Origin of the sequence: Streptomyces sp. NPDC001832 (assembly GCF_040297265.1) — a bacterium.
GTDB lineage: Bacteria > Actinomycetota > Actinomycetes > Streptomycetales > Streptomycetaceae > Streptomyces.
In genome coordinates, this window is sequence record NZ_JBEOYU010000044.1 from 14980 (window position 1) to 38696 (window position 23717).

The 23717-nt window shown below is 70.5% G+C and carries 25 protein-coding genes, 1 pseudogene and 1 riboswitch; of the genes and pseudogenes, 8 read left to right on the forward strand and 18 right to left on the reverse strand.

What is annotated here, in order from left to right:
- Positions 1-18: 18 nt before the first annotated feature.
- Together ABT115_RS25850 and ABT115_RS25855 are read right to left on the reverse strand one after the other, a co-directional pair.
- Positions 19-324, reverse strand: a complete 306-nt coding sequence (locus tag ABT115_RS25850) for an urease subunit gamma (RefSeq protein WP_351794297.1) — start codon at positions 322-324, stop codon at positions 19-21.
- Entirely contained in the window at positions 321-1325 is a 1005-nt protein-coding gene (locus tag ABT115_RS25855; protein ID WP_351794300.1) for an urea transporter, read from the reverse strand. Before ABT115_RS25855 ends, ABT115_RS25850 begins: the two co-directional genes overlap by 4 nt.
- Positions 1326-1642: 317 nt before the next feature.
- Here ABT115_RS25855 and ABT115_RS25860 point away from each other — a divergent pair.
- A pseudogene (locus ABT115_RS25860) lies at positions 1643-1821 on the forward strand (extracellular catalytic domain type 1 short-chain-length polyhydroxyalkanoate depolymerase); the annotation flags it as partial.
- Between the two features lie 155 nt (positions 1822-1976).
- On the opposite strand, the gene ABT115_RS25865 reads toward ABT115_RS25860, so the two are convergent.
- The 12 genes from ABT115_RS25865 to ABT115_RS25920 all read right to left on the reverse strand — a co-directional run bounded on the left by ABT115_RS25865 (position 1977) and on the right by ABT115_RS25920 (position 11754).
- On the reverse strand, positions 1977-2423 hold the full coding sequence (locus ABT115_RS25865) for a DUF6262 family protein (protein ID WP_351794303.1): 447 nt from the start codon (positions 2421-2423) through the stop codon (positions 1977-1979).
- Positions 2424-2504: 81 nt separating this feature from the next.
- On the reverse strand, positions 2505-3347 hold the full coding sequence (locus tag ABT115_RS25870; protein ID WP_351794306.1) for a tyrosine-type recombinase/integrase: 843 nt from the start codon (positions 3345-3347) through the stop codon (positions 2505-2507).
- A 14-nt stretch (positions 3348-3361) separates the two neighbouring features.
- The gene (locus ABT115_RS25875) at positions 3362-3919 is read right to left on the reverse strand and encodes a site-specific integrase (RefSeq protein WP_351794308.1); all 558 of its coding nucleotides are present in this window, start codon (positions 3917-3919) and stop codon (positions 3362-3364) included.
- A complete protein-coding gene (locus tag ABT115_RS25880; RefSeq protein WP_351794311.1) occupies positions 3916-5025 on the reverse strand; it encodes a site-specific integrase in 1110 nt (369 codons plus the stop codon). The genes ABT115_RS25875 and ABT115_RS25880 overlap by 4 nt, the downstream gene beginning before the upstream one ends.
- 172 nt (positions 5026-5197) lie before the next feature.
- Positions 5198-6367 carry a GNAT family N-acetyltransferase gene (locus tag ABT115_RS25885; RefSeq protein ID WP_351794314.1) on the reverse strand — a complete coding sequence of 390 codons (1170 nt, stop codon included), beginning with the start codon at positions 6365-6367 and terminating at the stop codon, positions 5198-5200.
- Positions 6368-6376: 9 nt separating this feature from the next.
- Positions 6377-6907, reverse strand: a complete 531-nt coding sequence (locus ABT115_RS25890; RefSeq protein ID WP_351794317.1) for a MaoC family dehydratase — start codon at positions 6905-6907, stop codon at positions 6377-6379.
- Entirely contained in the window at positions 6904-7749 is an 846-nt protein-coding gene (locus tag ABT115_RS25895; protein ID WP_351794320.1) for an HpcH/HpaI aldolase/citrate lyase family protein, read from the reverse strand. Before ABT115_RS25895 ends, ABT115_RS25890 begins: the two co-directional genes overlap by 4 nt.
- A gap of 7 nt (positions 7750-7756) precedes the next feature.
- Entirely contained in the window at positions 7757-7987 is a 231-nt protein-coding gene (locus ABT115_RS25900; protein WP_351794323.1) for an acyl carrier protein, read from the reverse strand.
- A gap of 11 nt (positions 7988-7998) precedes the next feature.
- On the reverse strand, positions 7999-8982 hold the full coding sequence (locus ABT115_RS25905; protein ID WP_351794326.1) for a beta-ketoacyl-ACP synthase III: 984 nt from the start codon (positions 8980-8982) through the stop codon (positions 7999-8001).
- Positions 8979-10004, reverse strand: coding sequence for a 4-hydroxy-2-oxovalerate aldolase (dmpG, locus tag ABT115_RS25910; RefSeq protein WP_351794329.1), 1026 nt, complete (start codon positions 10002-10004; stop codon positions 8979-8981). Before dmpG ends, ABT115_RS25905 begins: the two co-directional genes overlap by 4 nt.
- A gap of 14 nt (positions 10005-10018) precedes the next feature.
- A complete protein-coding gene (locus tag ABT115_RS25915; protein WP_351794332.1) occupies positions 10019-10888 on the reverse strand; it encodes an acetaldehyde dehydrogenase (acetylating) in 870 nt (289 codons plus the stop codon).
- Positions 10889-10962: 74 nt separating this feature from the next.
- On the reverse strand, positions 10963-11754 hold the full coding sequence (locus ABT115_RS25920; RefSeq protein ID WP_351794335.1) for a 2-keto-4-pentenoate hydratase: 792 nt from the start codon (positions 11752-11754) through the stop codon (positions 10963-10965).
- Positions 11755-11942: 188 nt separating this feature from the next.
- On the opposite strand from ABT115_RS25920, the gene ABT115_RS25925 reads away from it, so the two are divergent.
- Entirely contained in the window at positions 11943-13316 is a 1374-nt protein-coding gene (locus ABT115_RS25925) for an NsdA family TPR-like regulatory protein (protein WP_351794337.1), read from the forward strand.
- A gap of 2 nt (positions 13317-13318) precedes the next feature.
- Here ABT115_RS25925 and ABT115_RS25930 read toward each other — a convergent pair whose 3' ends face one another.
- From ABT115_RS25930 to ABT115_RS25945, 4 genes are read right to left on the reverse strand one after another with little or no spacing between them, the layout of a single operon-like run.
- Positions 13319-14059 carry an NUDIX domain-containing protein gene (locus ABT115_RS25930; protein WP_351794340.1) on the reverse strand — a complete coding sequence of 247 codons (741 nt, stop codon included), beginning with the start codon at positions 14057-14059 and terminating at the stop codon, positions 13319-13321.
- Between the two features lie 4 nt (positions 14060-14063).
- On the reverse strand, positions 14064-14639 hold the full coding sequence (locus tag ABT115_RS25935) for a Tn3 family transposase (protein WP_351794343.1): 576 nt from the start codon (positions 14637-14639) through the stop codon (positions 14064-14066).
- Between the two features lie 47 nt (positions 14640-14686).
- Entirely contained in the window at positions 14687-14920 is a 234-nt protein-coding gene (locus tag ABT115_RS25940) for a ferredoxin (RefSeq protein ID WP_351794346.1), read from the reverse strand.
- The gene (locus ABT115_RS25945) at positions 14920-16383 is read right to left on the reverse strand and encodes an aldehyde dehydrogenase (protein ID WP_351794349.1); all 1464 of its coding nucleotides are present in this window, start codon (positions 16381-16383) and stop codon (positions 14920-14922) included. The genes ABT115_RS25940 and ABT115_RS25945 overlap by 1 nt, the downstream gene beginning before the upstream one ends.
- A 261-nt stretch (positions 16384-16644) precedes the next feature.
- Between ABT115_RS25945 and ABT115_RS25950 the strand changes: the two genes are divergently transcribed.
- From ABT115_RS25950 to ABT115_RS25975, 6 genes are all read left to right on the forward strand, one after another.
- Positions 16645-17724: a Strvi_7410 family MBL fold metallo-hydrolase gene (locus tag ABT115_RS25950; protein WP_351794352.1), complete on the forward strand. Its 1080-nt coding sequence runs from the start codon at positions 16645-16647 to the stop codon at positions 17722-17724.
- A 110-nt stretch (positions 17725-17834) separates the two neighbouring features.
- A riboswitch (cobalamin riboswitch) is annotated at positions 17835-17908 on the forward strand.
- 127 nt (positions 17909-18035) lie between these two features.
- Positions 18036-19310 (forward strand): SCO2321 family membrane protein, encoded by a 1275-nt coding sequence (locus ABT115_RS25955; RefSeq protein WP_351794354.1) that lies wholly within the window; start codon positions 18036-18038, stop codon positions 19308-19310.
- Positions 19307-19990 carry an SCO2322 family protein gene (locus tag ABT115_RS25960; RefSeq protein ID WP_351794357.1) on the forward strand — a complete coding sequence of 228 codons (684 nt, stop codon included), beginning with the start codon at positions 19307-19309 and terminating at the stop codon, positions 19988-19990. Before ABT115_RS25955 ends, ABT115_RS25960 begins: the two co-directional genes overlap by 4 nt.
- On the forward strand, positions 19987-21141 hold the full coding sequence (locus ABT115_RS25965) for an energy-coupling factor transporter transmembrane component T family protein (protein WP_351794359.1): 1155 nt from the start codon (positions 19987-19989) through the stop codon (positions 21139-21141). The genes ABT115_RS25960 and ABT115_RS25965 overlap by 4 nt, the downstream gene beginning before the upstream one ends.
- On the forward strand, positions 21138-22856 hold the full coding sequence (locus ABT115_RS25970; RefSeq protein ID WP_351794362.1) for an ABC transporter ATP-binding protein: 1719 nt from the start codon (positions 21138-21140) through the stop codon (positions 22854-22856). The genes ABT115_RS25965 and ABT115_RS25970 overlap by 4 nt, the downstream gene beginning before the upstream one ends.
- Entirely contained in the window at positions 22853-23671 is an 819-nt protein-coding gene (locus ABT115_RS25975; protein WP_351794364.1) for an ECF transporter S component, read from the forward strand. The genes ABT115_RS25970 and ABT115_RS25975 overlap by 4 nt, the downstream gene beginning before the upstream one ends.
- The last annotated feature ends 46 nt before the right edge of the window (positions 23672-23717 follow it).

Consider the following 23717-nt stretch of genomic DNA (forward strand, 5'->3'; position numbering starts at 1 on the left):
CTGTGTCTCCTCGGTCTCTCAGGCGCTGATCGGGTCGTGGCAGGTGACCAGCTTCGTCCCGTCGACGAAGGCCGTCTCGACCTGGAGGACGGTGAGCATCTCCCGTACGCCGGGCATCACGTCGTCGGACGAGACGACCGTGCGGCCCAGCTCCATGCACTCGGCGACGGTGTGGCCGTCGCGCGCGGCCTCCAGGACGGCCTCGGTGATCAGGGCGGCGGCCTCGCTGTAGTTGAGCTTGGTTCCCCGGTCGCGGCGGCGCCGGGCCAGGTCCGCGACCACATAGACGTGGAGTTTGTCGATTTCCCGCGGTGCGAGGTTCATGGCGTCACGTCAGCTTTCTCAAAGGTGTTTTCTCGAAGGTGCTTTCTCGAAGGTGCTTTCTCGAAGGAGAGCCCGGGGCGGTCCAGAGCCGGAGCGGCCGCCAGGAAGAGCCAGGTCGTCACGGTGAACGGCCAGGTGAAGGGGGTTCCACCGGACGGTTGGGCGAAGGCTTCCCAGGCGGCGGCGAAGGGGACCGAGGCCACGACGGCGAGCGCGGCGTACCCGGCGGTCCAGGGGGTGAGGGCCAGAAAGACGGCCGTCAGCGCGATCGCGCAGAGCACCGCGTTGTAGCCGTACAGCCCCTCGGCGATCCGGTCGGCGGGCAGCCCCATCGCGCAGGCGGTCAGCAGTGCGACGGCGCTGGCGCCCATCGCCGCGAGGGCCGCGACCCGGGAGGCGACGAAGAGCCCGGCGAGCACGATCAGGCCGGCGTACCACTTGTCCAGGAAGAAGATCTGGCCAATGTTGTTGCAGAACGCGCGTCCGGCCTCGGCGGCCGTCAGGTCGGTGAACCCCTGGACCCGGGCGGCGGCGCCCGCGACGACCGGGGCGTTCGGCAACGCGACGGTCAGGGCTCCGGCGACCAGGCAGTAGGGGGCGGTCAGAACGGGCAGCCCGAGAGGGGTGAGAAGGCGGCCCGCGGCGGCGCTCAGCACGGAGCAGACTGCCGCGCCGAGCACGGTCAGCACCGCGGTCTGCCACGAGGCGCCGAGCCGGACCACGAGGGCAATGCCGGTCAGGCAACCGCAGTAGCCCTGAAGCCCTTTGCCCACACCCTGCCGCTCGGCGCCCAGCAGAGCGGCGGCAGCGGCGGACGAGGCGGCGCCGAGCAGCCCGTACACACCGATACGCCATCCGTCGACGAACAACGCGACGGTGAAAAGCAGCCCGGCCCATGGACTGGAAGTGAGTGCGACCTGGGCAATGCCGCGCAGTTGTACGAGTCCGGCGCGCGGAGAGAGCCAGTCCTGCGCCCGCACCACCTGTTGCACCGCAGACATGTCATCTCCTTTGCGAACATGGTGACTTCACTCATATCTCCCTGCATCCCGGGAGATATGGGTCTTGATCAACATCCGTTGCGACGGTACGCCCGGCACCAGTGCGGCAGCGGCGCCGAGCTGCCGACGCGCAGCGTGACCGCATGGCCGCGGTCAGGCGTGTCAGCAGATGAGGGGAGTGCCCGCGGGGTGCCCGGCGGTGCGTCTCGGTCTCATATCCAAAGAATCCTTGGTCAGAGATTGAACATTTCTTACCTACTGTTTGACCGATTCTTTAGCAAACAGGGCTGTTGCAGCCGCGCATTTCACCTCCCGCGCAGGTGGTGGACCATGCGAAGCAGCAGTACGGCTCGGACACGCGCCGGGTGTACAGCACCGGCCTGTCGGCGGGCGCGGCATGACCGCCGATTTGCTGGCCGCGTACCCGGCCATGCTCGCGGGCGGTTCGGTGGCCTCGGGCCTGCCCGCCCCGTGCGCGACAATTTCCGACGCGAGTTGCCGACACCGCCCACCTGCGGGTTCGCGATCACGGTTCCGAGTGTCGGCAGACGATCGTTATCTTGAGCTCTGAAATGATGCGCCTCGCTGACCTGCGGCGATGCGGTGAGGACAGCGTCCGTGAAGCAGCTCACGAGGCAGCTCGGGGACCTGTCAGCATGGCCCGATCGTTGCCGAACCTCGACCTGGGCGGCGGGCCTCCGGAATGGGCGGGCTCTGAAGCCTGGCGGCGCGGAGGTTGCCGAGTGCGTGGGCGAGTTGTTCTCGGAGCTGACGGTTTTCCTCGGCGAGGCGGCGGTTGCGTTCATTAGCGGCCTCCAGGCGCCGGATGAGCGAAGCGTCGGAGGCTCGCTGCCGGGCCGGAACCGGGTCGGCGGAGGCTCGCTGCCGTTCGGTCCGTAGGCGTTCGATCTCGGCTCGCAGGTCGGGCTGGGTGTAGAGCCAGGATCCTGAGACGCTGGCGGCACGGGCCACGCTGTCGAAGGTGACGGCCGTGCCTGCGGCGTCGATCTCGCGTAGGGCCTTGATCGCCTTGGCCCGGGTGTACTCGTGGCGGTTGCCGGCCGCGGCGACGATATGACGGGAGTTGTCAGCCCGCATCGGTCACCTCCTCTCCGCCGGGAGCCTCGTCTTCCTCCAGGGCGGTGATGATCCGGTCGAGGCTGCCGAGGGCCTGCTGGTTCATCTCGACGACGCGGAGCTGGCCGCGGGCTTCGGCCGCCGAGACGATCTGTAGGAGCTGTTGGCGCTGCTGCCGGTGCAGGGGCAGGAACTCCGGGGGGTCACGAACATTGGGCACGTCAAGCAGGCATTGGCATGCGGACAGCTCTTCTGCACTGGCAAGCCGCAGAAGCCGTTGGGCAGGGCCTGGGTGACCCGGCCGAGACGCTGCTTGGCCCAGGACGCCTCGGCCAACGGCCCTTCGGGGTCGAGGGCGACGGTCTGGCCGGTGATGTCAACCTTGCGGGCCTGCTCCCAATGCCGACGGATCGTGGTGTCGCTCAGCCGGGCGTAATGCGCCGTCATCATGTGGGAGTCGTGGTCGAGGATCCGACGCACGACTTCCTGCGGGACGTCCCGGTTGATCAACCGTGTGCCCAGCGTGTGACGGAACTGGTGAGGGGTGACCTTCACGAGACGACCGTGTTCGTCACGGACGTCGCATGCCTTCAACCACTGGTGCATCGCCCTCCGGTAGACGTTGTCATCCGTAGGCTCGTGCCCGTCTGCGTTCTTTAGGGATCGCGGGAAGAGCACCGGAGTGCCGTTCGGCCAGCGATCACGAAGGTGGCGCTGGTGATCTCGGATTTCGCATTCAAGCTCTTCGTCGATGGGGACGAGCGCCTCACGTTTCATCTTGTGGTTCAGATAGCGCAGGTAGGGGGCACTATCGGCGTCGTGGACGATGCAGTCGTGCGGCAACCGCACCGTGTCGGTGATCCGCAGGCCGCAGCGCATCAGGATGAGCGTGACCAGCCGGTAGGCCGGGGTCTTCCACCGGTCCAGGTTCGAGGGCTGCTCCAACTGCACTGGTTCGCTCAGGGCCCGGGGCAGCCGCTCTCGTGTGGGGGAAAGTCCTCGTGGAAGAACACAGTGCTTGCGGGCAGGGCGTCGTTCCAGCGGTGCTGACGGATGGCCAGGAAGAAGAGATTGAGCTGTCCGATGAAGTTCCGGTGCACCGCTCGACCTGCATAGTCGGCGTGCAGATGGGCCAGATACCTCTCCAGCAACGGCCGATCCACCTGATCAAGGCGGACGACGCGGACCGCCGGCGATGCGAGGAACTGCGCGAAGTGACTAATGGCTCGTGTGCCGGAGGCTGCCGACTCCGCGCCGAGCCCCGTGCTGAGCCGCCACCGGGCCCACCGCTTCGCCAGATCCTTCAGCCAGGGCTGAGGGATTCGGTCGAAGAGGATGTGGGCGATCTTGGCCTTGATCCCCAGCTCGCGGAGCCGCCAGACCTCCCGGTCGTACTCGATGTCCCAGACATTTCGCGGCGTGGGTTCCTCGATGCGTTGCCCTGTATGCAGCTGAAGCCTGGGGCGTTCGGGCCTCGGCTTTCCCGGGTCGGGGGGCATGTGCGAGGTCTCGCTCACAGCCGCACCTCCGTGCCGTCGAACCAGCCGACTGCCTCCAGCGCCTTCCGAGCGTCCTCGGCGGTGAGGTGTCCGTATATCTCGGTCGTAGTGGTCAGGCTGACGTGTCCCAGCAATTTGCTGACGACCTCGACCGGGGTGCTGCCTCGCAGCAGCCTGGTGGCGTAGGTGTGGCGGTACCAGTGCGGGTCAAAGGAGATGCCGGTCCTTCGACGGAGCCGTCTGACCAGGTCGTAGGCCGCCGCATAGTTCATCGCGTGCCCGCGCGGGGCGGCCCAGAGGTTGACGAAGACGTAGTCGGAGTCGAGGTCGCCGTACTCGGTGTGCATGTAGTCGGCATACAGCCGGATCAGCTCAGCGCTGACCGGGATCGTCCTTGTCCTCGCTGACTTGGTGCGGGCGCCGTTGTCATTGAGCCGCGGCACCACTGACAGCTCGCGCTCAGCGACGGCCCAGTCCTCGTGCCGCAGCCCGAGGGCCTCCCCGATCCGCATGCCCGAGTCGACCAGGACGGCGAACAGCAGCCGGTCCCGAAGCCGCTCGCAAGCATCCAGGATGGCCTGGGCCTCGGCTGCGGCAAGGATGCGCGGGAGTTTCCTGTCCGTCTTCAGCGAGATAGCCCGCCGTTGCTGTGGTCGCCCCTTGCTCACATGGTGCAGGAACGGCTTCCACGCGGTGCTGCGGCGCCCGGCCGGCTGCCAAGTCGTCAGCAACTCGCCCAGATCGACGCCATAGCGTGCGGCGTGCTGGTAAAAGGCGCTGACCGCCGACAGTTTTCGGTTCACCGTCGCCTCGCCGCAGTAATGCTCGACCGACGGCAGCACCGCGACCTCCCCAGCCCGGGCTGTTGGCGGTAGCCGCAGCCAGGCGACGAACTCGCCGACGTCCTCCAGCCGCACCTCCCGCCAGTCCAGGCCCCGGACGCCGAGGAAGGAGAACCAGTCCTTCAGATCATGCGCATACGCCTTGATCGTGTTCGGTGATCGCTCGATATCGGTGAGATAGGCCAGGTAGCGCTCGATCGGTTCGACCGGGGCGGCGTCCTCGCCGAGCACCGTCCATGACTCAAGCGGCGAGGACGGCATCACCACGCGCTGTACGAGCATCGGACCTCCGGGGAATCTGCGTGATGGACAGCGGCAGATAACCACATCCACCAGGCAGTTCCCGGGGCTTCACCTGGGCTTGCTCAACGTCAAGGACGCCCTTCGGGCGGCTCAAGATAACGATCGTTTGCCGACACTCAGGCAAGGTGACGGAGGGAAACACACGTGGCTGCTAGAAGTGGTCGGGCAGCCAGGGCTCGAGCTCTGCCGTGCTGCGGACGAGGGTCGCCAGAGCCTTCTCCGATACGGCGTGGACTCCGGCCATGCGGGCCGAGGTGGTGGACCGGTAGCCGCCGGAGTACCAGACCGCGAGCTGGCGCCGTGTGAAGGTCACCTGCCCCTCGACGTGGGTGGGGACGAACTCGGCCGTTCCGGCCTTGATCTGAAGCATCCACCGGTCCCAGTCGCCGGTCTCGTTCTGGATCTCCATCGGTACGGCGGTGGTGAGGTCGTTGGGCCACCCGCGGAGCCGGATGGCCTCGGGGATGTCGAGGATGCGAAGCATCCAGGGGTGCCAGGCTTCAGCGGTTGTGCGGTGGTGGCGAAGTCCGTGGAGGAGGGTGGGGTAGGGCGGAAGGGCACCGCGCCGGAACTCGATCGTGCGGGCGCGGGTGTTGTGGCGGCCGAGGAAGGCGAGCATGGCGGCGGCGGTGGGCTGGCTGACGGCCCAGAAGTCGTGGACGACCAGGCTCATGCCGTGACGTTCGTGCCGTTTGGTGGTAAGGCTGAGCAGGCCGGCGGTGGGGTGGCCGGGCCGGGCGAAGCGGTAGGTGGTGAGGTTGCTCTTGTCCTGCTTCCACCGGCTCCACCAGGTGGGCCGGTGGACGGGGCCGTTCCACTGGCGGGCGAGGCCGCGTTGGAGAGCTTCGGCTTCGTCGGTCAGTCCGTGCTCGACCTCGAAGTCCTCACTGGCGAAGGAGCGTTTGAGGTCGTCGGTGGCCACCGCCCAGGCGAGGACGCCGGTGGGGGCCTCCCATCCGAGGCGGCGAGCGTAGCCGGTGGAGGAGGTCACGATCGCGGAGATCACCGCTCCGCGCTCAATCAAAGGGCGCAGTCGTTCGGTGACCATGTCGGCGGCCAGGTGCTCGCCGCGTTCCTCGGGAGCCACGCAGCCGTCGCCGAGGCAGGCGCTGGGGACGGGAGCGCCGCCGAAGAACTGGTCAACGAGGAGGCCGAGGCCGCCCGCGACGACCCGGCCGCCGCGGACGGCGACCTGGAGGTTGGCGTGCTCGCGCAGGTGGGTGATGTCGCCGACCGGGTGACCGTAGGCGCGGGTGGCGAGCTGGTCGTATTGCTCCCACAGGCAGTCATCGGCTGGGGCGAAGGTCAGTTGCTCGTTCATGGTCCGCCTTCAGTAGTGGGTGGCGTCGCGGGCGGCGTCGGCATCCAGGGGCACGAGGAAGGTGCGGGTGAAGGCCAGGACGCTGGTGTTGTCCTGGTTGTGGGCAGTGGTGTGGCAGGTGATGACTCCGGTGTCGGGACGGCTTTCGGAGGTTCGGCGGGTGAGGATCTTCGTCTCGGCGTACAGGGTGTCGCCAATGTGGACGGGCACGGTGAAGCGCACTTGGTCTACGGCGAGGTTGGCGGTGGTCAGGCCGCTGATGCTGCGGACGGTCATGCCGGCTACGAGGTTGAGGGTGACACCGGAGCAGACCAGGATGCGGCCCCACCGGGTCTGGCTGCTGTAGCGGGCATCAGTGTGGATGGGGGCGACGTTGCCGCTCAGGGCGGCTCCCAGCAGGCTGTCGACTTCGGTGACGGTCCGGCCGGGCCGGTGCTCGATGACCAGGCCGGGGGCGAGTTCGGGGTAGGAGAGGCCGACGCTCTCGCGGATCCGGTCGTCGTCGATCTGGCGGTAGCCGTGGGGCAGGCCGGGGGTCATGACGTACGGTCCGCTTCGGCGACGAGCGCGCGGGCGGCGTTGAAGAAGGGGGTGCCGCGCATCTGCCCGTCCACGGTGGTCACCGTTCCGCCGCTAGCGTCGGAGGCTGCGACGACGGCGCGGGCCTGGGTGATTTCCTCGGCGGTGGGCGTGAAAACGTCGTTGATCACCTGCACGTGGCGGGGGTGGACGCAGCCCTTGCCGTAGAAGCCGAGTTCCTTGGCCCGCTCGGCGTCGCGGCGCAGGATGCCGGGGTTGTCGAGCTCCCAGGTGGGGGCGTCGATGGCGGGGATGTTCGCGGCGGTGGCCGCGTTGATGAGGGCCGAGCGGGCGTAGTGGAGGGCGTCCCAGCCCAGGCTGCAGCGGACGGAGGCGGCGTAGTCGGCGGAGCCGAAGATGACGCCGCCGATCCGGGGCGCGCGCATGATCGTGGGGAGGGTGTCGAAGGCCCGGGGGCTTTCGATCAGCGCCCAGATGTCGGGTGTGTAGCTGTCGGCGTCGAGCGCTGCGGCGACGAGTTCGATGTCGCGGGGGGATTCCACCTTGGGGACCACGATGAGGTCGGGCCGGGCGGTGTAGGCGGCGAGGGCGACGATGTCCTTGATGCCGTCGATCGTCGTGAGGCTGTTCATCCGGATGCCACGGGTGCACTGCGGGTCGGGGAGAGCGAAGAACGCTTCGGAGGCGGTGCGGGCGTTCTGCTTGTCGGGGAGGGCGATGGAGTCCTCGATGTCGACGATGGCGACCGCTGCGCCGGACTTCTGCGCGCTGGCGAAGCGGTCTCCATGCAGGCCGGGGGTGATGATCCAGGCCCGTCCGGGCCGGCGGCTGGTGCTGGTCATGGAGTGGTCACCTTCCGCTGCGCTTGGTGATGATGAGGAGGTCGAGCTGGCCGAGGGTGGCGGCGTCCTTGATGTCGCTGTCGCTGACGTCGATGCCGTAGCGGTCGGCGAGGAGGACGGACAGCTCGACAACGGCGAGGGAGTCGAATCCGGCATGGTCGAGGCTCGCGTCGTCGGTTAGCCGGTCGGCGGGCAGCTTGAGGTCATCGGTCAGGATGCTGGTGAGGTCACCGGTCATGTCCGGCTCCTTCAGGAAGGCGGGTGAGAGAGGTCGGGCCAGGTGAGGGTGGTGGCGCCCCAGGTCAGTCCGGCGCCGAACGAGGTGAGCAGGGTGCGGTGGCCGGGCTTGAGGCGGCCGTCGGCGGCGGAGCGGGCCAGGAGCAGAGGGATGGACGCGGCGCCGGTGTTGCCGGTCTCGGCGATATTGCTGAGCTGGCGGTCGTCGGCGACGCCGAGCTGGCAGGCGACAAAAGCAGTGATGCGGCTGTTGGCCTGGTGCGGAACCAGGCGGTCGACGTCCGCGAGTTCCCACCCGGCGGCGGTGACGGCCTGGCGGGAGGCGGTGGACATGCGGTCGACCGCGTGCCGGAAGACCTCGCCTCCGTCCATGTGCAGGGCGCCGGGGCGGGGAGCCCGGATCAGGTCAGCGCCGGTGCCGTCGCTGCCCAGTACCACCGGCCCGAGCGCCCCGGCCTCGTCCGCGCTGCCGCGGCGCAGCACCACGGCTCCGGCGCCGTCGCCAAACAGCGGGACAGTCGTGCGGTCTTCGGGGCCGGGAAGGGTGGCGAGGCGGTCGACGCCGACGACCAGGACGGTCCGCGCGTTACCGGCGGCGATGAACCCGGCCGCCGTGGCAAGGGCGTAGAGGAAGCCGGTGCAGCCGGCCGCGAGGTCGTAGGCGGGGATGCCGGTCAGCCCGAGCCGGGTGGCAACGGTGGGGGCGGTGGCCGGACAGCAGCGGTCCGGGGTGGTCGTGGCCACCACCACGGCCTCCGCCGTGACCGGTTCGCCGTTGGCGAGGGCCTGGGCGGCGGCCCGTACGGCAAGGTCGGTCGTGGACAGGTCTGCCCCGGCGATGTGCCGCCGGGCGATGCCGGTCCGCGAGCGGATCCACTCGTCCGTGGTGTCCAGACGTGCGGTCAGGTCGGCGTTCAAGACAATACGCGGGGGCAGCGCTGCGCCGACCCCGCTGACTACGGCCGCCCTCCCGGCAACTCCGGATGCGGCAGTCATCGGGTGGCCGCCTTGAGCTGCCGGGCGACGTCGCTGATCAGGTCCTCCTGCCCGGCGACAACTTGCCGCTCGCCAAGGGCGAGGAACAGGTCGATGGGGTCGATGCCCTCGGTGCGGGCGGTCTGAAGGACGGGCCGCTTGAAGCCGGAGAACACCCCGGCGAGCCCGCTGGCCACGGCGATCGAGTCGATGGCCGGCGGGGCCTTCATCAGGCGTTCGGCGGCGACATCGGCGGCGGCCAGGATCTCGCGCAGGCTGATATCGGTCTCGACGCCACAGCGTTCGAGGACGGCCACGAGGACTTCGAGTTGGGTGTTGCCGGCCCCGGCGCCGAACCCACCGGCGGTCGCGTCGATAACGGACGCCCCGGCGTCCACAGCGGCAAGGCTGTTCGCCACGGCCAGGCCCAGGTTGTTGTGGCCGTGGAAGATGACCGGCACGTCGACAACGTCGGCGATGGCGTGCACGCGCTCGGTGACGTCGCCGGGGAGGTAGTGGCCGGCAGAGTCCATGATGCCAACCGCCTGGGCGCCGAACTTCACCATCAGGGCGCACTGTTCGGCGAGCTCGCCGGGGCTGGCCATGTGGCTCATGAGCAGGACGCCCTGGGCTTCGGCTCTGAGGTCGCGGACCACACCGAGGTGGCGTTCGGTGACGTCGGCCTCGGTGCAGTGCGCGGCGATCCGCACGACGTCAGCGCCGTGGTGGACGGCGGCCGCCAGGTCCTTGGAGGTGCCCCAGCCGGGGGCCATGAAGACGCCCATCCGCGAAAAGGTGAGGGCCTCGCGGACGGTTGTAAGCATCGTGGCGTCGTCGAGCCTGGCGCGGCCGATCTGGAGGCTGGAGGCGCCCAGCCCGTTGCCGTGGCCAACCTCCACCACCGACACTCCAGCGGCGTTCGCGGCGGTGGCGTAGGCGCGGAGCTGGTCGGCGTCGAGCTGGTGGCCGACCGCGTGATGGCCGTCGCGCAGGGTCGGGTCGTGCAGGAGGATCCGGGTCCGCTCGTGCGGGGTGGTGTCCATAGACGGAGTTCCCTTCATCGGGAGGCGGCGGCCGACTGCTCGGCGAGCAAGACGGCGGCGGCGTTGATGATGTCGACGCTTCCGGCGTGGCTGGGCAGGCGGCCGCCGGAGGCGGTCACCTCCACCACGACCGAGATCCGGCCCGGGTCCACAGCGAGCGAGGTCACCTTGAACCCGGGCGTGTAGGCACGCACGGCCTGGGCGGCGGCCGCGATGCTCGTGCGGACCGGTGCGGGGCGGATGCCGTCCGCGAGGACGGTCATGGCCACCCGGAACGGCGGGGCGGGCCGGGCGGGGCTGAGGTTGACCATCACCTTCGCGTTCCGGGTGCCGGTGAACGTCCGGATTGCGGCAGAGGTGGTGGCGATGTACTGGTCGAGGTTGAGGCGGGTGGCCTGGCCGGCGCTCGCGCTCGCTCCGGTGGAGACCACTTCGATGTAGGTGGGGGTGCAGCGCTGGGAGATGGCGTGCAGGACCGGGATGGCCGCCTGCCCGCCGCAGCTGACGAGGTTCAGATGCCGGTGGGCCGCCGACCGGTGGCTGTTGACGCCCGGGACAATGACCGTGCCGAGCCCAGTGGGAGTCAGGTCGATCAGGGTGGTGCCGGTCGGGCACAGCGCCGCCCAGTGCTCGGCGTGACTCTCGGCGTTGGTGGCATCGAAGACCGCATCGAAGGGCCCGGCGTCCACCACGGCGCGGATCCCGCCAGCTGTGGTCGGGTGGCCCATCTCAGCCGCCCGGCGCAGGCCCAGGCTGTCCCGGTCGCGGCCTGCCACCAGGGCGAGTTCCAGCTTCCCAGACTGGCGGATCTTGTCGACGAGGTCGACGCCGATCAGGCCCGCGCCGAGTACCGCGACACGCAGACTCTGTTCATCAGCAGCCATCGGCCGCTCCTTCGTTCAAGAGGAAGGGTGGTGCATGAGGGGTGCGGGGCCGGCGGAACGCCGGGCGCTGCGGACTAGCGCACGTGCAGCTCGACCGGCGGCAGATGCGGCGAGCGGGCACGTACCGTGCTCCGGGCTTCCAGGGGGAGGCTGGCGTGCACAGCACCGGCCAGGACCAGCTGCCCGGCGCGCAGGCCATCGCCGAAGCGGTGCAGCCGTCCGGCGAGCCAGGCCAGGGCACGGAGCGGGTCGCCGAGGACGGCGCGGCCTTCCCCGGTGACGATGGTGGTGCCGTCGACGCTGACGACCAGCAGCTCGGCGGCCAGGTCCATGTCCGCGCTGAGCGGCACCATAGGCCCGGTGACGACCCGAGCGCAGGACGCGTTGTCGGCGATGCTGTCTGCGACCGTGATGCGCCAGCTGGTGAACCGGGTGTCGATCACCTCCAGGGCGAGGAACACCTTCTTCACCGCCGCCCGTACCTCGTCCAGGCCCACGTTCGCGCCCGCCAGGTCACGGCCGAGCCGGAACGCGATCTCCGCCTCCACCCGCGGCTGCATCAGCACGCACCGGGCCATGGTGTTGCCTGTGGTCAGCACCATGTCGTCCAGCAGGACACCTGAGTCCGGCTCGTCGACGCCCATCTGCTCCTGCATGGCCTGAGAGGTCACCCCGGCCTTGTGGCCGACGACGCGCGCGCCGCCCGCAATCCGCCGGGCCACCGCTGCCCTCTGCACCTGGTAGGCGGTCTCCAACGGCAAACCCGGCCGCCGGACGGTCAAAGCTTCGATCGGGACGCCCTCGTACTCCGCCGCCAGCAGAGTCGATGCCGTAGCGGCGATCCAGCGGTCATCCTGCTCGACCATGACGATCCCTCCTCGGGGCATGGGGTACTGCATGCGGTTCGCAGACGTGGGCACGGGAGCAGATCCGGGATGGCGCTGGTGTCGGCCGCCGGGCTCAGGCCCGATGAAGAGTCAACCGGCGGGCTCATCACAGCGGTACGGTGACGGGCAGGCCAAGCGGTATATCGCGTATATACGGGTAGGTGCTCATGACCACGCGCACGCCGAACGTCCAGCTCAGCGCTCTTGTCGCCGAATCCGGCCTCACCTACGAGGCGCTGGCCAAGGCGGTCTGCGCGGTCGGCGCCGAATGCGGCGCACGCTTACGCACGAACAAGTCCAACGTCGAGCACTGGCTAAGCGGATCCGTGCCCCGCGGCGACACACCTCGCTACCTTGCGGTCGCGCTCTCCCGGCGTCTGGGCCGCCTCCTGACCCCCGCCGACCTCGGCCTGCCCTCCCCAGCGGAGGCCGAGAGTGACACCATCGGGCTGTCTCTCGGGAGCGATCCGCTGGACGCCCTGCTGCCGATGTGGAGGTACGAGTTGGACCGCCGCCGCTTCCTGACGGCCTCCGCGTACTCCGTGGCAGCCGCAGCCTTACCGCTCAGCCACGTCCAGGACATCGCGGCCCGCACCGCGGCCGCCCGCACCGGCTCCACCGTTGGTTTGGCCGAAGTCGCCGCCGTCCGCGACATGATCCACGCGTTCTCCGAGATGGACGAGCGCCACGGCGGACAGCACGGCCGCAGCGCGCTGGTGACCTACCTCCGCGACGACGTCGCCCCGTTGTGCCGGGCCCGGTTCCGTAACGACGACGTCCGCCAGCAGATGCTTTCCGCCGCCAGCCGAGGTGTCCACCTGCTGGGCTGGAAGAGCTACGACGCAGGTCAGCAGGGACTCGCCCAGCGCTACTACCTCCAGTCATATGCCCTGGCCGCCGAATCCGGCCTGCGGGGGCACGACGGATTCGTGATGCGCACGATGGCTATGCAGGGCCTCAGGCTTCATCGTCCTGAGCACTGCCTGGGCTTGGCCGAGACCGGCCTGAACCGGGCCAAGGGGCGGGTGGATGCCCAGACCGAAGCCCTTTTCCGCGTCGTTCACGCCCACACTCTGGCCAAGAGCGGCAAGCGCCGCGCGGCCTTGGCCGAGGCCGAACATGCCCGCACCCTGCTGACCGGTGCCCCCGGCGACGAGGTGCCGTTCTGGGCGTTGGCCTGGAGCCCACCGGCCGCTTCGGTGTACTCCCGCACCGCCAAGGTCCACGAGACCATAGGAGACCACCGGGCCGCCGCCGAGCAGTACGCGCTGGCCGCCACGGCCCGCCCGGCAGGTACCTACGCGCGGATCGTCGCCCTGGACCTGGTCGCAGGCGCGGAGATGCACCTCCGGCGCGGCAGCATTGAGCAGGCGTGCGCCACCTGGCACCGGGCCATCGACCACATGGACGGTGTCCGCTCCGTCCGCACCCGAAAGGCGGTCTCCCGCATGCGCAGCGACCTCGCACGCTTCCGGGCCCGTGGCCTGCGGTGCGTGGCTGAGCTCGACGAACGGGGACGCGACTTCCTCGCTGGCGCCTGACCTCAGCGACACTCGAAGAAGCGGCAGACGATCGGCTTCAGGTAGTCCGCGTGCGGCCCGTCCAGACCGGCCAGTTCCTCCGGTGACCGCACCAGGGCAATGTCGTCGAGTTCAGGTTCGCGTCCCTGGACGCGCTCGGCTGCCGCAGCAACGGTGAAGTCTGCGCGCAGCATTGCCTCGGGAAGGGCCGGGGCGAGGTAGGTCAGGCCGACACTGCCGTTCTCGCCGCGGGTGACGACCCACAGCTTCAGATCCTCGGCGGCCACGCCGATCCCCAACTCCTCGGCGAGTTCTCGCGCAGCCTGGCCGGCCAGTGCCGACTCGTCCAGCACCGCCCCGTCCTGGGGAGGCTCCACAGACCCGCCTGGCAGCTGCCAGCGGCCCGGGGCGGCCGTAGAGAGCGACATCTTCGCTGCCAGCACACGGCCGTCGTCGGTCGGCTGGACGACGTTCACGAACAACGAGGGCAGCGCGGTGGCGCCGGGAACGCGACGCAAGGCGTAGTGCCGGTAGGTCACACGCACCCAGGAGAGGCGCAGGATGCGCGGGCCGGTCCGTTCCAGTCCCGCACACGCCACCGCAGGCCCGTCGAAGAGGGTGGGGTTGGCCCGGACTGCCATGTCCCACACCCGGTCTCGGGCCTCAGCGTCCCGGGGCGGCAGCGGCGGCTCCGCAGCTTCGGTCAGCAGGAGCCGTTCAACGTCGAAGAGGTCAATGCCCACGGGGGGCAGCGTCTCGGTCACTGGCTCAGCGTAGAACCCGCTCCAGGCTTGACCGCCAACTTCGCATCAATGGACGTGTATGTGAGTTCGTGGACGCCCGGCCGGCTGCTGTTCGTCGGTGTCCGTTGGTGTTCGGGGGCCCGGCACGGTGACCGCAGTCAGGTTCAGGCGGGTATCCATGTCGAGGTTCACCTCCCCGTACGGGCGGACGTGGGACCAGAACAGCGGGGGTCAGGCCGCGCCGGTCGGCGGGTGTGAGGAGGTCCGCCCATTCCGGCTCGCCGAGGATGTCCTGAAGCATCAGGGTGTTCACGTAGGCCAGGGCGGACTGGAGGATGCGCAGGCACAGGACGAACATCTCCTGCTCGCCGCACCGGTTCGACGCGATCTCTCCGCCCTTGCCGTACGCGATCACGGAGTTGGCGCCGTTGGAGGACTCCATGACGTTCGGGCCCTCCTCGATCTCGCGCTGAAGATCCCGAAGCCGCAGGTAGCGGGTATCGGGCGGGTCAGCGCCGGAGCGAGCCGGGGGGTAGGCGTCCGCCTCGCCGGCCGTCGGCCGGTACGGCTTCACCTCGTTGATCGGCTTGACGCGCGGCACTGGGCTCGGTGTCGTCCTCCTGGTCGGCGCCGGCGACCATGACACCCCTACTCCTCCGGCGGGAAGACGGCCTCCCCCGATCCGGCCAGCGTGATCGTGATCGCCTCGACCGGGCATCCCTCGGCCGCGGCGAGGACCTTCTCGTTGGCGTCGGTCTCCGGGGCTGCCGGATGGGACTGCCGGGCGGAATCCAGTGCGAATCCGCCCGGAGCGTGGTTCACACACATCCCGGAGCCGATGCAGACCCCGCGGTCGACCTCCACGGCCCAGCGGTCCCCCATCACGCACCGCCCTGGTAGCCGGCCGGCAGGTGGATCATCTTGTGCTCGAAGTACTCGCCGTATCCCTCGGGCCCGAACTCCCGCCCCAGACCGGAGTTCTTGTAGCCGCCGAACGGCCCGAGCATGTCGAGGCTGAAGGTGTTCACGCTGTACGTGCCCGTCCTGACCCGGCGGGCGATGTCGATGCCACGTTCGGTGTCGGCGGTCCAGACGCTGCCGCTGAGGCCGTAGTCGGAGTCGTTGGCGATGCGTACCGCCTCGTCCTCGTCGCCGTACGGAAGCAGGCAGATGACGGGGCCGAAGATCTCCTCACGGGCGATGCGCATGGAGTTGTCGACGTCACCGAAGAGGGTCGGCTCCACGTACCATCCGTGTTCCTGGGACGCCGGACGGCCGCCGCCGGTGAGGATCTTGGCGCCCTCGTCCTGGCCGATCCGGATGTAGTCGAGCGAGCGCCGCTGCTGGCGTCGCGCGACGAGGGGGCCGAGTTCGGTGGCGGGGTCGAGCGGGTCGCCGACCTTCAGCGCACCCGCTGCCGCGGCGAACGCCTCGGCCGTCTCGTCGTAGCGGGAGCGCGGGACCAGGATGCGGGTCTGGGCGACGCATGCCTGGCCGTTGATCATCCACGCGAAGGGGACGATGCCGGCGACGGCCGCGTCCAGGTCGGCGTCCGCGAGGATCACGGCCGCGGACTTCCCGCCGAGCTCCAGCGTGACCCGGGTGAGGTTGCGGGAGGCGACCTCCATCACCCGGCGCCCGGCAACCACCGACCCGGTGAACGACACCTTGTCGACGCCGGGATGCCCGACCAGGTACTCGCTCACCTCGCGGTCGGCCGGAAGGATCGACAACACCCCTTCCGGCAACCCGGCCTCGGCGGCGATCTCGGCCAGGAGGTAGGCGTCCAGAGGGGATTCGGGCGACACCTTGAGGACTGCGGAGCAGCCGGCCAGCAGTGCGGGCGCGAGCTTGGCGGCAGCGGTGAACTGCGGAACGTTCCACGGCACCACGGCCGCGACCACCCCCACCGGTTCCCGGCGCACCAGCAGCGGCCCGAGCGCCCCGTCCCGCCGTTCCTCGTACGGGAAGGTGCGGGCCACAGTGATCGCCGCGTCCCACACCATCATCGCGGCGAGCGCCTGCACCATCACGCTGGACGTGTACGGGGTGCCGTTCTGCGAACTGATGACCCGGGCGATCTCCTCGTACCGGACGGCGAACGCGTCCTTGATCCTGGTGATCACCGCGATCCGCTCGTCCACGGTCATCCGCGGCCAGGGCCCCTCGTCGAACGCCCGCCGGGCGGCGGCGACAGCCCGGTCCACGTCCGCCTCGCAGGCGCGCGGCACCCGGCCGATGACCTGTTCGGTGTGGGGCGAGACGACCTCGATGACCTCCGGGCCCAGCGGATCGACCAACTCCCCGCCGATGAACAGTTTTCCGTGTTCGACAAGCTCGGTCATTGGCTGCTGCCTCCCGCGAACCGGTATGCGAGCTGATTGCCCGTCAAAACTGATACCAGTTCCAGTTCCAGGAGTCCACGACTGCGACCGCGCCCACCCGGACTGCCGACCGACCCCCGATCGGATAGATGGTCAACTGGGGCTACTAATGGAACAAGTTCTCGTTACAGTGGGCACGTCGCAGTGGGCACGTTGCACCGCACAGCCGTACGTCCGGTACGCCGGCCGGGCCACACCAGGCCGCGGAGAGAGTGGGGAACCATGACGCAGGTGACCGACCACGGCGGGGGCGTGCACAGCATCAGGGTCCCCATCCCGGACAATCCGCTCGGCCACACCCTGGTGCACGTCCTCGACACCGATCGTGGACCGGTCCTGATCGACACCGGCTGGGACGACCCGGAGGCATGGGACACACTCACCGCCGGGCTGACCGCCGTGGGCGTGGACGTCGCCGACATCCACGGCGTGCTCATCACGCACCACCACCCCGACCACCACGGGCTCTCCGGGCAGGTGCGCGAGGCGTCCGGGGCCTGGATCGCCATGCACGCGGCGGACACCGCGATCGTGCGCCGCACCCGCGAGTCCCGGCCGGGCACCTGGCTGACGTACCTCGCGGCGAAGCTCACGGCGGTCGGCGCGCCCGAGGAGCATCTCGCGCCGCTGCGGGCCGCCGCGACCGAGGGCGGCCGGACGCGCACCCTGCCCGGCCTGCGGTCCGCGCTTCCGGACCGGGAGATCGTTCCCGGTGAACTCCTCGGCCTGGCGGGCCGCAAGCTGCGGGCCATCTGGACGCCGGGGCACACGCCCGGCCATGTCTGCCTGCATCTGGAGGAGGAGCATCCGAGGAATCTGCCCGGTCGGGGCCGACTCTTCTCCGGGGACCATCTGCTGCCGGGGATCAGCCCGCACATCGGGCTGTACGAGGACCCGGACGACGCGACGGTCACCGACCCTTCCCCAAGCTCTCAGCCGCGTTCGAGCTGGGGAGACCCCCTGGGCGACTACCTCGACTCGCTGGAGCGCATCGGCCGGCTCGACGTCGCGGAGGTGCTGCCCGCCCACCAGTACGCGTTCGCGGATGCCGCGGGGCGCGTACGGGAACTCCTGGACCACCACGAGGAGCGGCTGACCGGGCTGCTCGGGCTGCTTGTCACGCCACTGACGCCTTGGGAGCTGGCCGAGCGGATGGAGTGGAACCGGCCCTGGGCGCAGATCCCGCACGGCTCGCGGAACATCGCCGTCTCGGAGGCGGAGGCCCATCTGCGACGGCTGGTGAAGCTGGGGCGCGCGGAGGCGGTGGCGGGGAGCGAGCCTGTGACGTACGTCGCAGTGTGACGGGGCTCCCGCCCCGGCGGGGGGGTGGGCGGGCGTCGGCGCTCCTCCCGGCCCGGAACCCCTCCGACCGCGCCCGGTAGAGTGTGCGAGTCGTCATCATGCCCGTTCAGGGGGAAGCCGGTGCGAATCCGGCACTGACCACGCAACCGTGAACCGTCGTCGGCGACGGTGAGTCGGAATGCCCTGTCCGCGGTCGTGACCGGCTCGGACCACCGGAACCCCGGTGGTCGGCACCGTCGAGGTATACGGAGCCGGAGCCTGGTGCCTGAGCGTGCCTGTGCCCGGTTCCTCCAGGAGAGGCCCCGCCCACCATGACCGTACGCCGCAGAGCAGCAACGCTCGCCGTCACCGCCACCGTGCTCAGTGCGGCCGCTGCCCCGGTCGCGGTCGCAGCGCCGTCCCCGTCGCCCTCGCCGTCCGTCGCCCAGCCGTCCGGGCTGTACGGAACGAAGGACCCCACGTACGACGGTGTCTGGCGGCAGTCGCTGTCCTTCCTCGCCCAGCGGGTCGAGGGCGTCACGCCCGCCAAGAAGTCGGTGGACTGGCTGATCGCCCAGCAGTGCGCCAACGGTGCCTACGCCGCGTACCGGGCCGACGTCTCCAAACCGTGCGACGAGAAGACCGTGCTGGACACCAATGCCACCGCGGTCGCCGTCCAGGCGTTCGTCGAGGTGGGCGGGCACCGGGACACCGTGAACAACTCGGTCCGCTGGCTGAAGTCCATACAGAACGAGGACGGCGGCTGGGGCTACACCGCGGGCGCGCCCAGTGACGCCAACTCCACCTCGCTGGTGATCGGCGCCCTTGCCCGGCAGGGCCAGCGGATCGCGGACATCACGACCCCGGGCGGCAAGACCCCCTACGACGCGCTGCTGGCGCTCGCGATCCCTTGTGGAAGCAAGGACGGCGGCGCCTTCGCCTACCAGCCCGACAAGGCCGGGAAGCTCGCCGCCAACGCGGACGCCACCGCGGCCGCCGTGCTCGGCACGATGGGCAAGGGCCTGGCCGTCGGGAACAACGCCGCGGTCAAGGCGCCCAGCTGCCACCCGGGGTCCGATCTCACGCCCGAGCAGGCCGCACAGAACGGCGCCCACTTCCTCGCGGATGCCCTTGCGACCAGCGGTCATCTCGACCTGGCGCCGATGCCCGGCGCCACCGACTCCACCCCGCAGCCCGACATCGGCAACACCGCGGACGCGGTCGTCGCGCTGTCCGCCGCGGGCCACCAGGACAAGGCGACCAAGGCCGTGAGCTGGCTGAAGAAGAACTCCGCGGCCTGGGCCGAGCAGAACGGTCCCGCCGCCTACGCGCAGCTGATCCTGGCCGCGCATGCGACCGGCGCCGACGCCCGCGACTTCGGCGGCGTCAACCTGGTCGACGAGCTGAACGCGACCGGTCCGACCCCCGCGGCCATCACGACGCCCGACCCGTCCGCCGACACCGGGTACATGCCCACCGAGAAGGACGAGGTCCACAGCGGGGACGACGTGATCGGCGGCGTGTGGTGGTACGTCGGCATCGGCCTCGTCGTCGGTGCTGGCGTCGGCTTCCTGATCAGCGGCCGCCGGAAGAACCAGCAGCTGTGAGGCGGCTGGGAAGAGTCGGCGCGCTCCTGGTCCCGGGCTTCGTCCTGGCCGTGCTGTGCGCGGGACCGGCCCAGGCGGCCGGCTACCGGTACTGGTCGTTCTGGGAAGGCTCCGGCACCGGCTGGACGTACGCCACCCAGGGCCCGTCCCTGGTCCGGCCGGACGACGGCGCGGTGCAGGGCTTCCGGTTCTCGGTGAGCGAGGGCTCGGGGGACTCGGCGAAGCCGCGCCGCTCCCCCGACTTCGCCAAGATATGCGCGGACACCCCGGCGAAGGACGGCACCAAGCGGGTCGCGCTGGTCATCGACCCGGGCACGGCGGCGGACGCCCCGGCCGGGGAGACGCCGCCCGCGCTGCGCACCGCATGCGCGCGGGTCGCCCCGGACGCGAGCAGCGCGGAGGCACTCGCCGCTGTGGCCAAGCCGCTGCGCTACAACAGCGACGCGATGCTCTGTGCCATATCCGGCTATCCGGCCTCGGGCTGCGGCGAACAGGTCTCGGGCAACGGACACGAGACGCCTGCCGCGTCCGCGTCCCCCGCCGGGCCCGACGCCTCCGATGCCGCCGACGGCTCGGACGGCTCCGGTGGCGGTCCGTCCGCCGGGGTGCTCGTCGGTGTCGGTGCCGTTCTCCTGCTCGGTACAGCCGCAGTCGTGCAGGCCCGCCGCCGCCGCGGATGACCTCCTCGACCAGCGGCCCGGAACGGCTGCGCCGCCTGCTGCGCGCCCCCGAGGCGACCCGTAGCAACGCTCTGCCCGCCGGGGCCTGGTGGCTGTGGGCGCTCGGCCTCGCCACCGCCGCGTCCCGGACCACCAATCCGCTGCTGCTCGGGCTGCTGGTGGCGGTGACGGGCTATGTGGTCGCGGCGCGCCGGACGGATGCGCCGTGGGCCCGCTCGTACGGGACATTCATCAAGATCGGGCTGTTCGTCATCGCGGTGCGGCTGGTCTTCTCCGTATTTCTCGGTTCGCCGATCCCCGGTACGCATACGGTGTTCACGCTCCCCGAGGTGCCGCTGCCCGACTGGGCGAAGGGCATCAGGATCGGTGGCCGGGTCACCGCCGAACAGCTGCTCTTCGCGCTGTACGACGGGGCGAAGCTGGCCACCCTGCTGATCTGCGTCGGTGCGGCGAACTCGCTCGCCAACCCGGCCCGGCTGCTGAAGTCGCTGCCGGGTGCGCTGTACGAGGCGGGGGTCGCCGTCGTCGTCGCCATGACCTTCGCGCCGAACATGGTCGCCGATGTGGCACGGCTGCGCACCGCACGGCGGCTGCGGGGCCGTCCGACCGGCGGTGTCAAGGCGGTGCTCCAGATCGGGCTGCCGGTCCTGGAGGGCGCGTTGGAGCGGTCGGTCGCGGTGGCGGCGTCGATGGATGCGCGCGGATACGGGCGCAGCGCGCAGGTCCCGCCCGCCGTCCGGCACACCACGAACATCCTCACGCTCGGCGGGCTGCTCGGGGTGTGCGCGGGTTCGTACGGGCTGCTGGCCGCGCAGGGTGCGGTGTACGGACTGCCGCTGCTGATCGCCGGGCTCCTCGCCGCTATGGCCGGGCTGCGGCTCGGCGGGGCCCGTTCGGTCCGTACTCGCTACCGGCCCGACCGGTGGGGTGTGCGGGCCTGGCTGGTGGCGGGTTCGGGGGTCGCCGTGGCCGTGGCGATGATCTGGGCGGGCGTGGTCGATGCGGAAGCGCTGCACCCCGGAGTCGTGCCGCTGACCGCGCCGGTGCTTCCGCTGTGGCCCGCGGCCGCGGTGCTGATCGGGCTGCTGCCCGCGGTGGTGGCGCCCGTGCCGCCCCCGGTGGGCGCCCCGAACTCCAAGGAGAGCCAGTGATCCGGTTCGAGCATGTCTCGGTGCAGTACGAGGGCGCGGAGCGTCCCACCGTCTCCGGGGTCGATCTGACCATCCCGGAGGGCGAGTTGGTGCTGCTCGTCGGTCCGTCCGGGGTCGGCAAGTCGACGCTGCTGGGCGCCGTTTCCGGTCTCGTACCGCACTTCACCGGCGGCACGCTGAGCGGCCGGGTCACGGTCGACGGGCGCGACACCCGTACCCACAAACCACGCGAGCTCGCCGATCTGGTCGGCACGGTGGGCCAGGACCCGCTCTCCCACTTCGTCACCGACACGGTCGAGGACGAGCTGGCGTACGGAATGGAGTCGCTGGGCCTCGCCCCCGACGTAATGCGACGGCGGGTCGAGGAGACCCTCGATCTGCTGGGTCTGGCCGGGCTGCGCGACCGGCCGATCGCCACGCTCTCCGGCGGCCAGCAGCAGCGGGTCGCGATCGGCTCGGTCCTCACCCCGCACCCGAAGATCCTGGTTCTCGACGAGCCGACGTCCGCGCTGGACCCGGCGGCGGCCGAGGAGGTCCTCGCCGTGCTGCAGCGGCTGGTGCACGACCTGGGTACGACGGTCCTGATGGCGGAGCACCGTCTGGAGCGGGTGGTGCAGTATGCGGACCAGGTCGTCCTGCTGCCGTCGCCGGGCGCGGCTGCGGTCATGGGCGCGCCCGCAGACATCATGTCCGTCTCCCCGGTGCATCCGCCGGTCGTCGCGCTGGGTCGGCTGGCGGCGTGGGAGCCGCTGCCACTCTCGGTCCGCGATGCCCGGCGCCGGGCGGCGGACCTGCGCGAGCGGCTGGCGCGGACACATCCGCCCGCTCCGTCACCTTTGCCGGCCGGGGCGGCCGTGACCCCGCTGCGCACCGCCCCCGCGCGGCGCGGCGCCCTCGCCCGGCTGCTGGGCCGCCGCGCCGGGACCGCCACCGCCGCTGTGGAGCCCGTCGTCGATGTCACGGCCCGGGTCGAGCGTCTCGGTGTACGGCGCGGACACGTCGAGGCGTTGCGCCGGGTGACGCTCACCGTCTCCCCCGGCGAGACCGTCGCCCTGATGGGCCGCAACGGTGCGGGCAAGTCCACCCTGCTGGCCACGCTCGTCGGCATGGTCGAGCCCACCACGGGCACCGTCCTCGTCGGCGGCCGGATCCCGCACCGCACACAGCCGCGCGAGATGGTGCGCCGGGTCGGGCTCGTGCCACAGGAACCACGCGATCTGCTGTACGCGGACACGGTCGCCGCCGAATGCGCCGCGGCCGACATCGATGCGGGTGCCACGGCGGGCAGCTGCCGCGCCCTGGTCTCCGAGCTGCTGCCCGGCGTGCCGGACGACACCCACCCCCGTGATCTCTCGGAGGGCCAGCGTCTGGCGCTCGCCCTGGCCGTCGTGCTCACCGCGAGGCCCCCGCTGCTGCTCCTGGACGAGCCGACCCGCGGTCTGGACTACGCGGCGAAGGCCCGGCTGGTCGGGGTGCTCCGCTCTCTCGCGGCCGAGGGCCATGCGATCGTCCTGGCCACGCACGATGTGGAACTCGCCGCCGAGCTGGCGCACCGGGTGGTGATTCTCGCCGATGGGGAGACAGTCGCGGACGGGGAGACCCGCCAGGTGGTGGTCTCCTCCCCGGCGTTCGCCCCGCAGACCGCGAAGATCCTCGCCCCGCAGGAGTGGCTGACCGTGACACAGGTGCGCGACGCGCTGGGAGCCCCGTCATGAGTGGGCGCCGGACACGGCCGGTGCGTCTCGGGCCGCGCGCGATCGCCGCGCTCGTCCTCATCAGCGCGATCGGTGTGGTCGCGTTCGGCTGGCCGCTGCTGGCCGACGGGACCTCCGGCCTGGCGCACTCCGAGGACGCGCCCTGGCTGTTCGCCGCGTTGCTGCCGCTGCTGGTCGGTGTGGTCGTCGCGATGATCGCGGACTCCGGTCTCGACGCGAAGGCGGTGGCGATGCTGGGGGTGCTCGCCGCGGTCGGCGCGGCGTTGCGTCCGTTGGGCGCGGGCACGGCGGGGCTGGAACCGATGTTCTTCCTGATGGTGCTGAGCGGCCGGGTACTCGGTCCGGGCTTCGGCTTCGTGCTCGGCGCGGTGACGATGTTCGCGTCCGCGCTGCTCACCGGTGGAGTCGGTCCGTGGATGCCGTTCCAGATGCTGTCGATGGGCTGGTTCGCGATGGGCGCGGGCCTGCTGCCGGGACCTGACCGGCTGCGCGGGCGGGCCGAGCTCCTGATGCTGGCGGTGTACGGGTTCGTGGCGTCGTTCGCGTACGGCACGGTGATGAACCTGTACGGCTGGACGGTGGTGCCCCCGCTCGGCTCGGGGATCTCGTTCCACGCGGGTGACCCGCTGGCGGAGAACCTGGTCCGCTTCCTCGCGTACTGCATGGCGACTTCGCTCGGCTGGGACCTGGGCCGCGCCGCGCTGACCGTTGTGCTGACCCTCACCATCGGCGGGACAGTACTGAAGGCGCTGCGCCGGGCCACCCGCCGCGCCGCCTTCGAGGCCCAGGTCACGTTCGACGCCCCCGACGTGTGAGGACTCCCGCAGGGCCTTGGTGTATCGGGCGGTCGGGGCCTTCGCC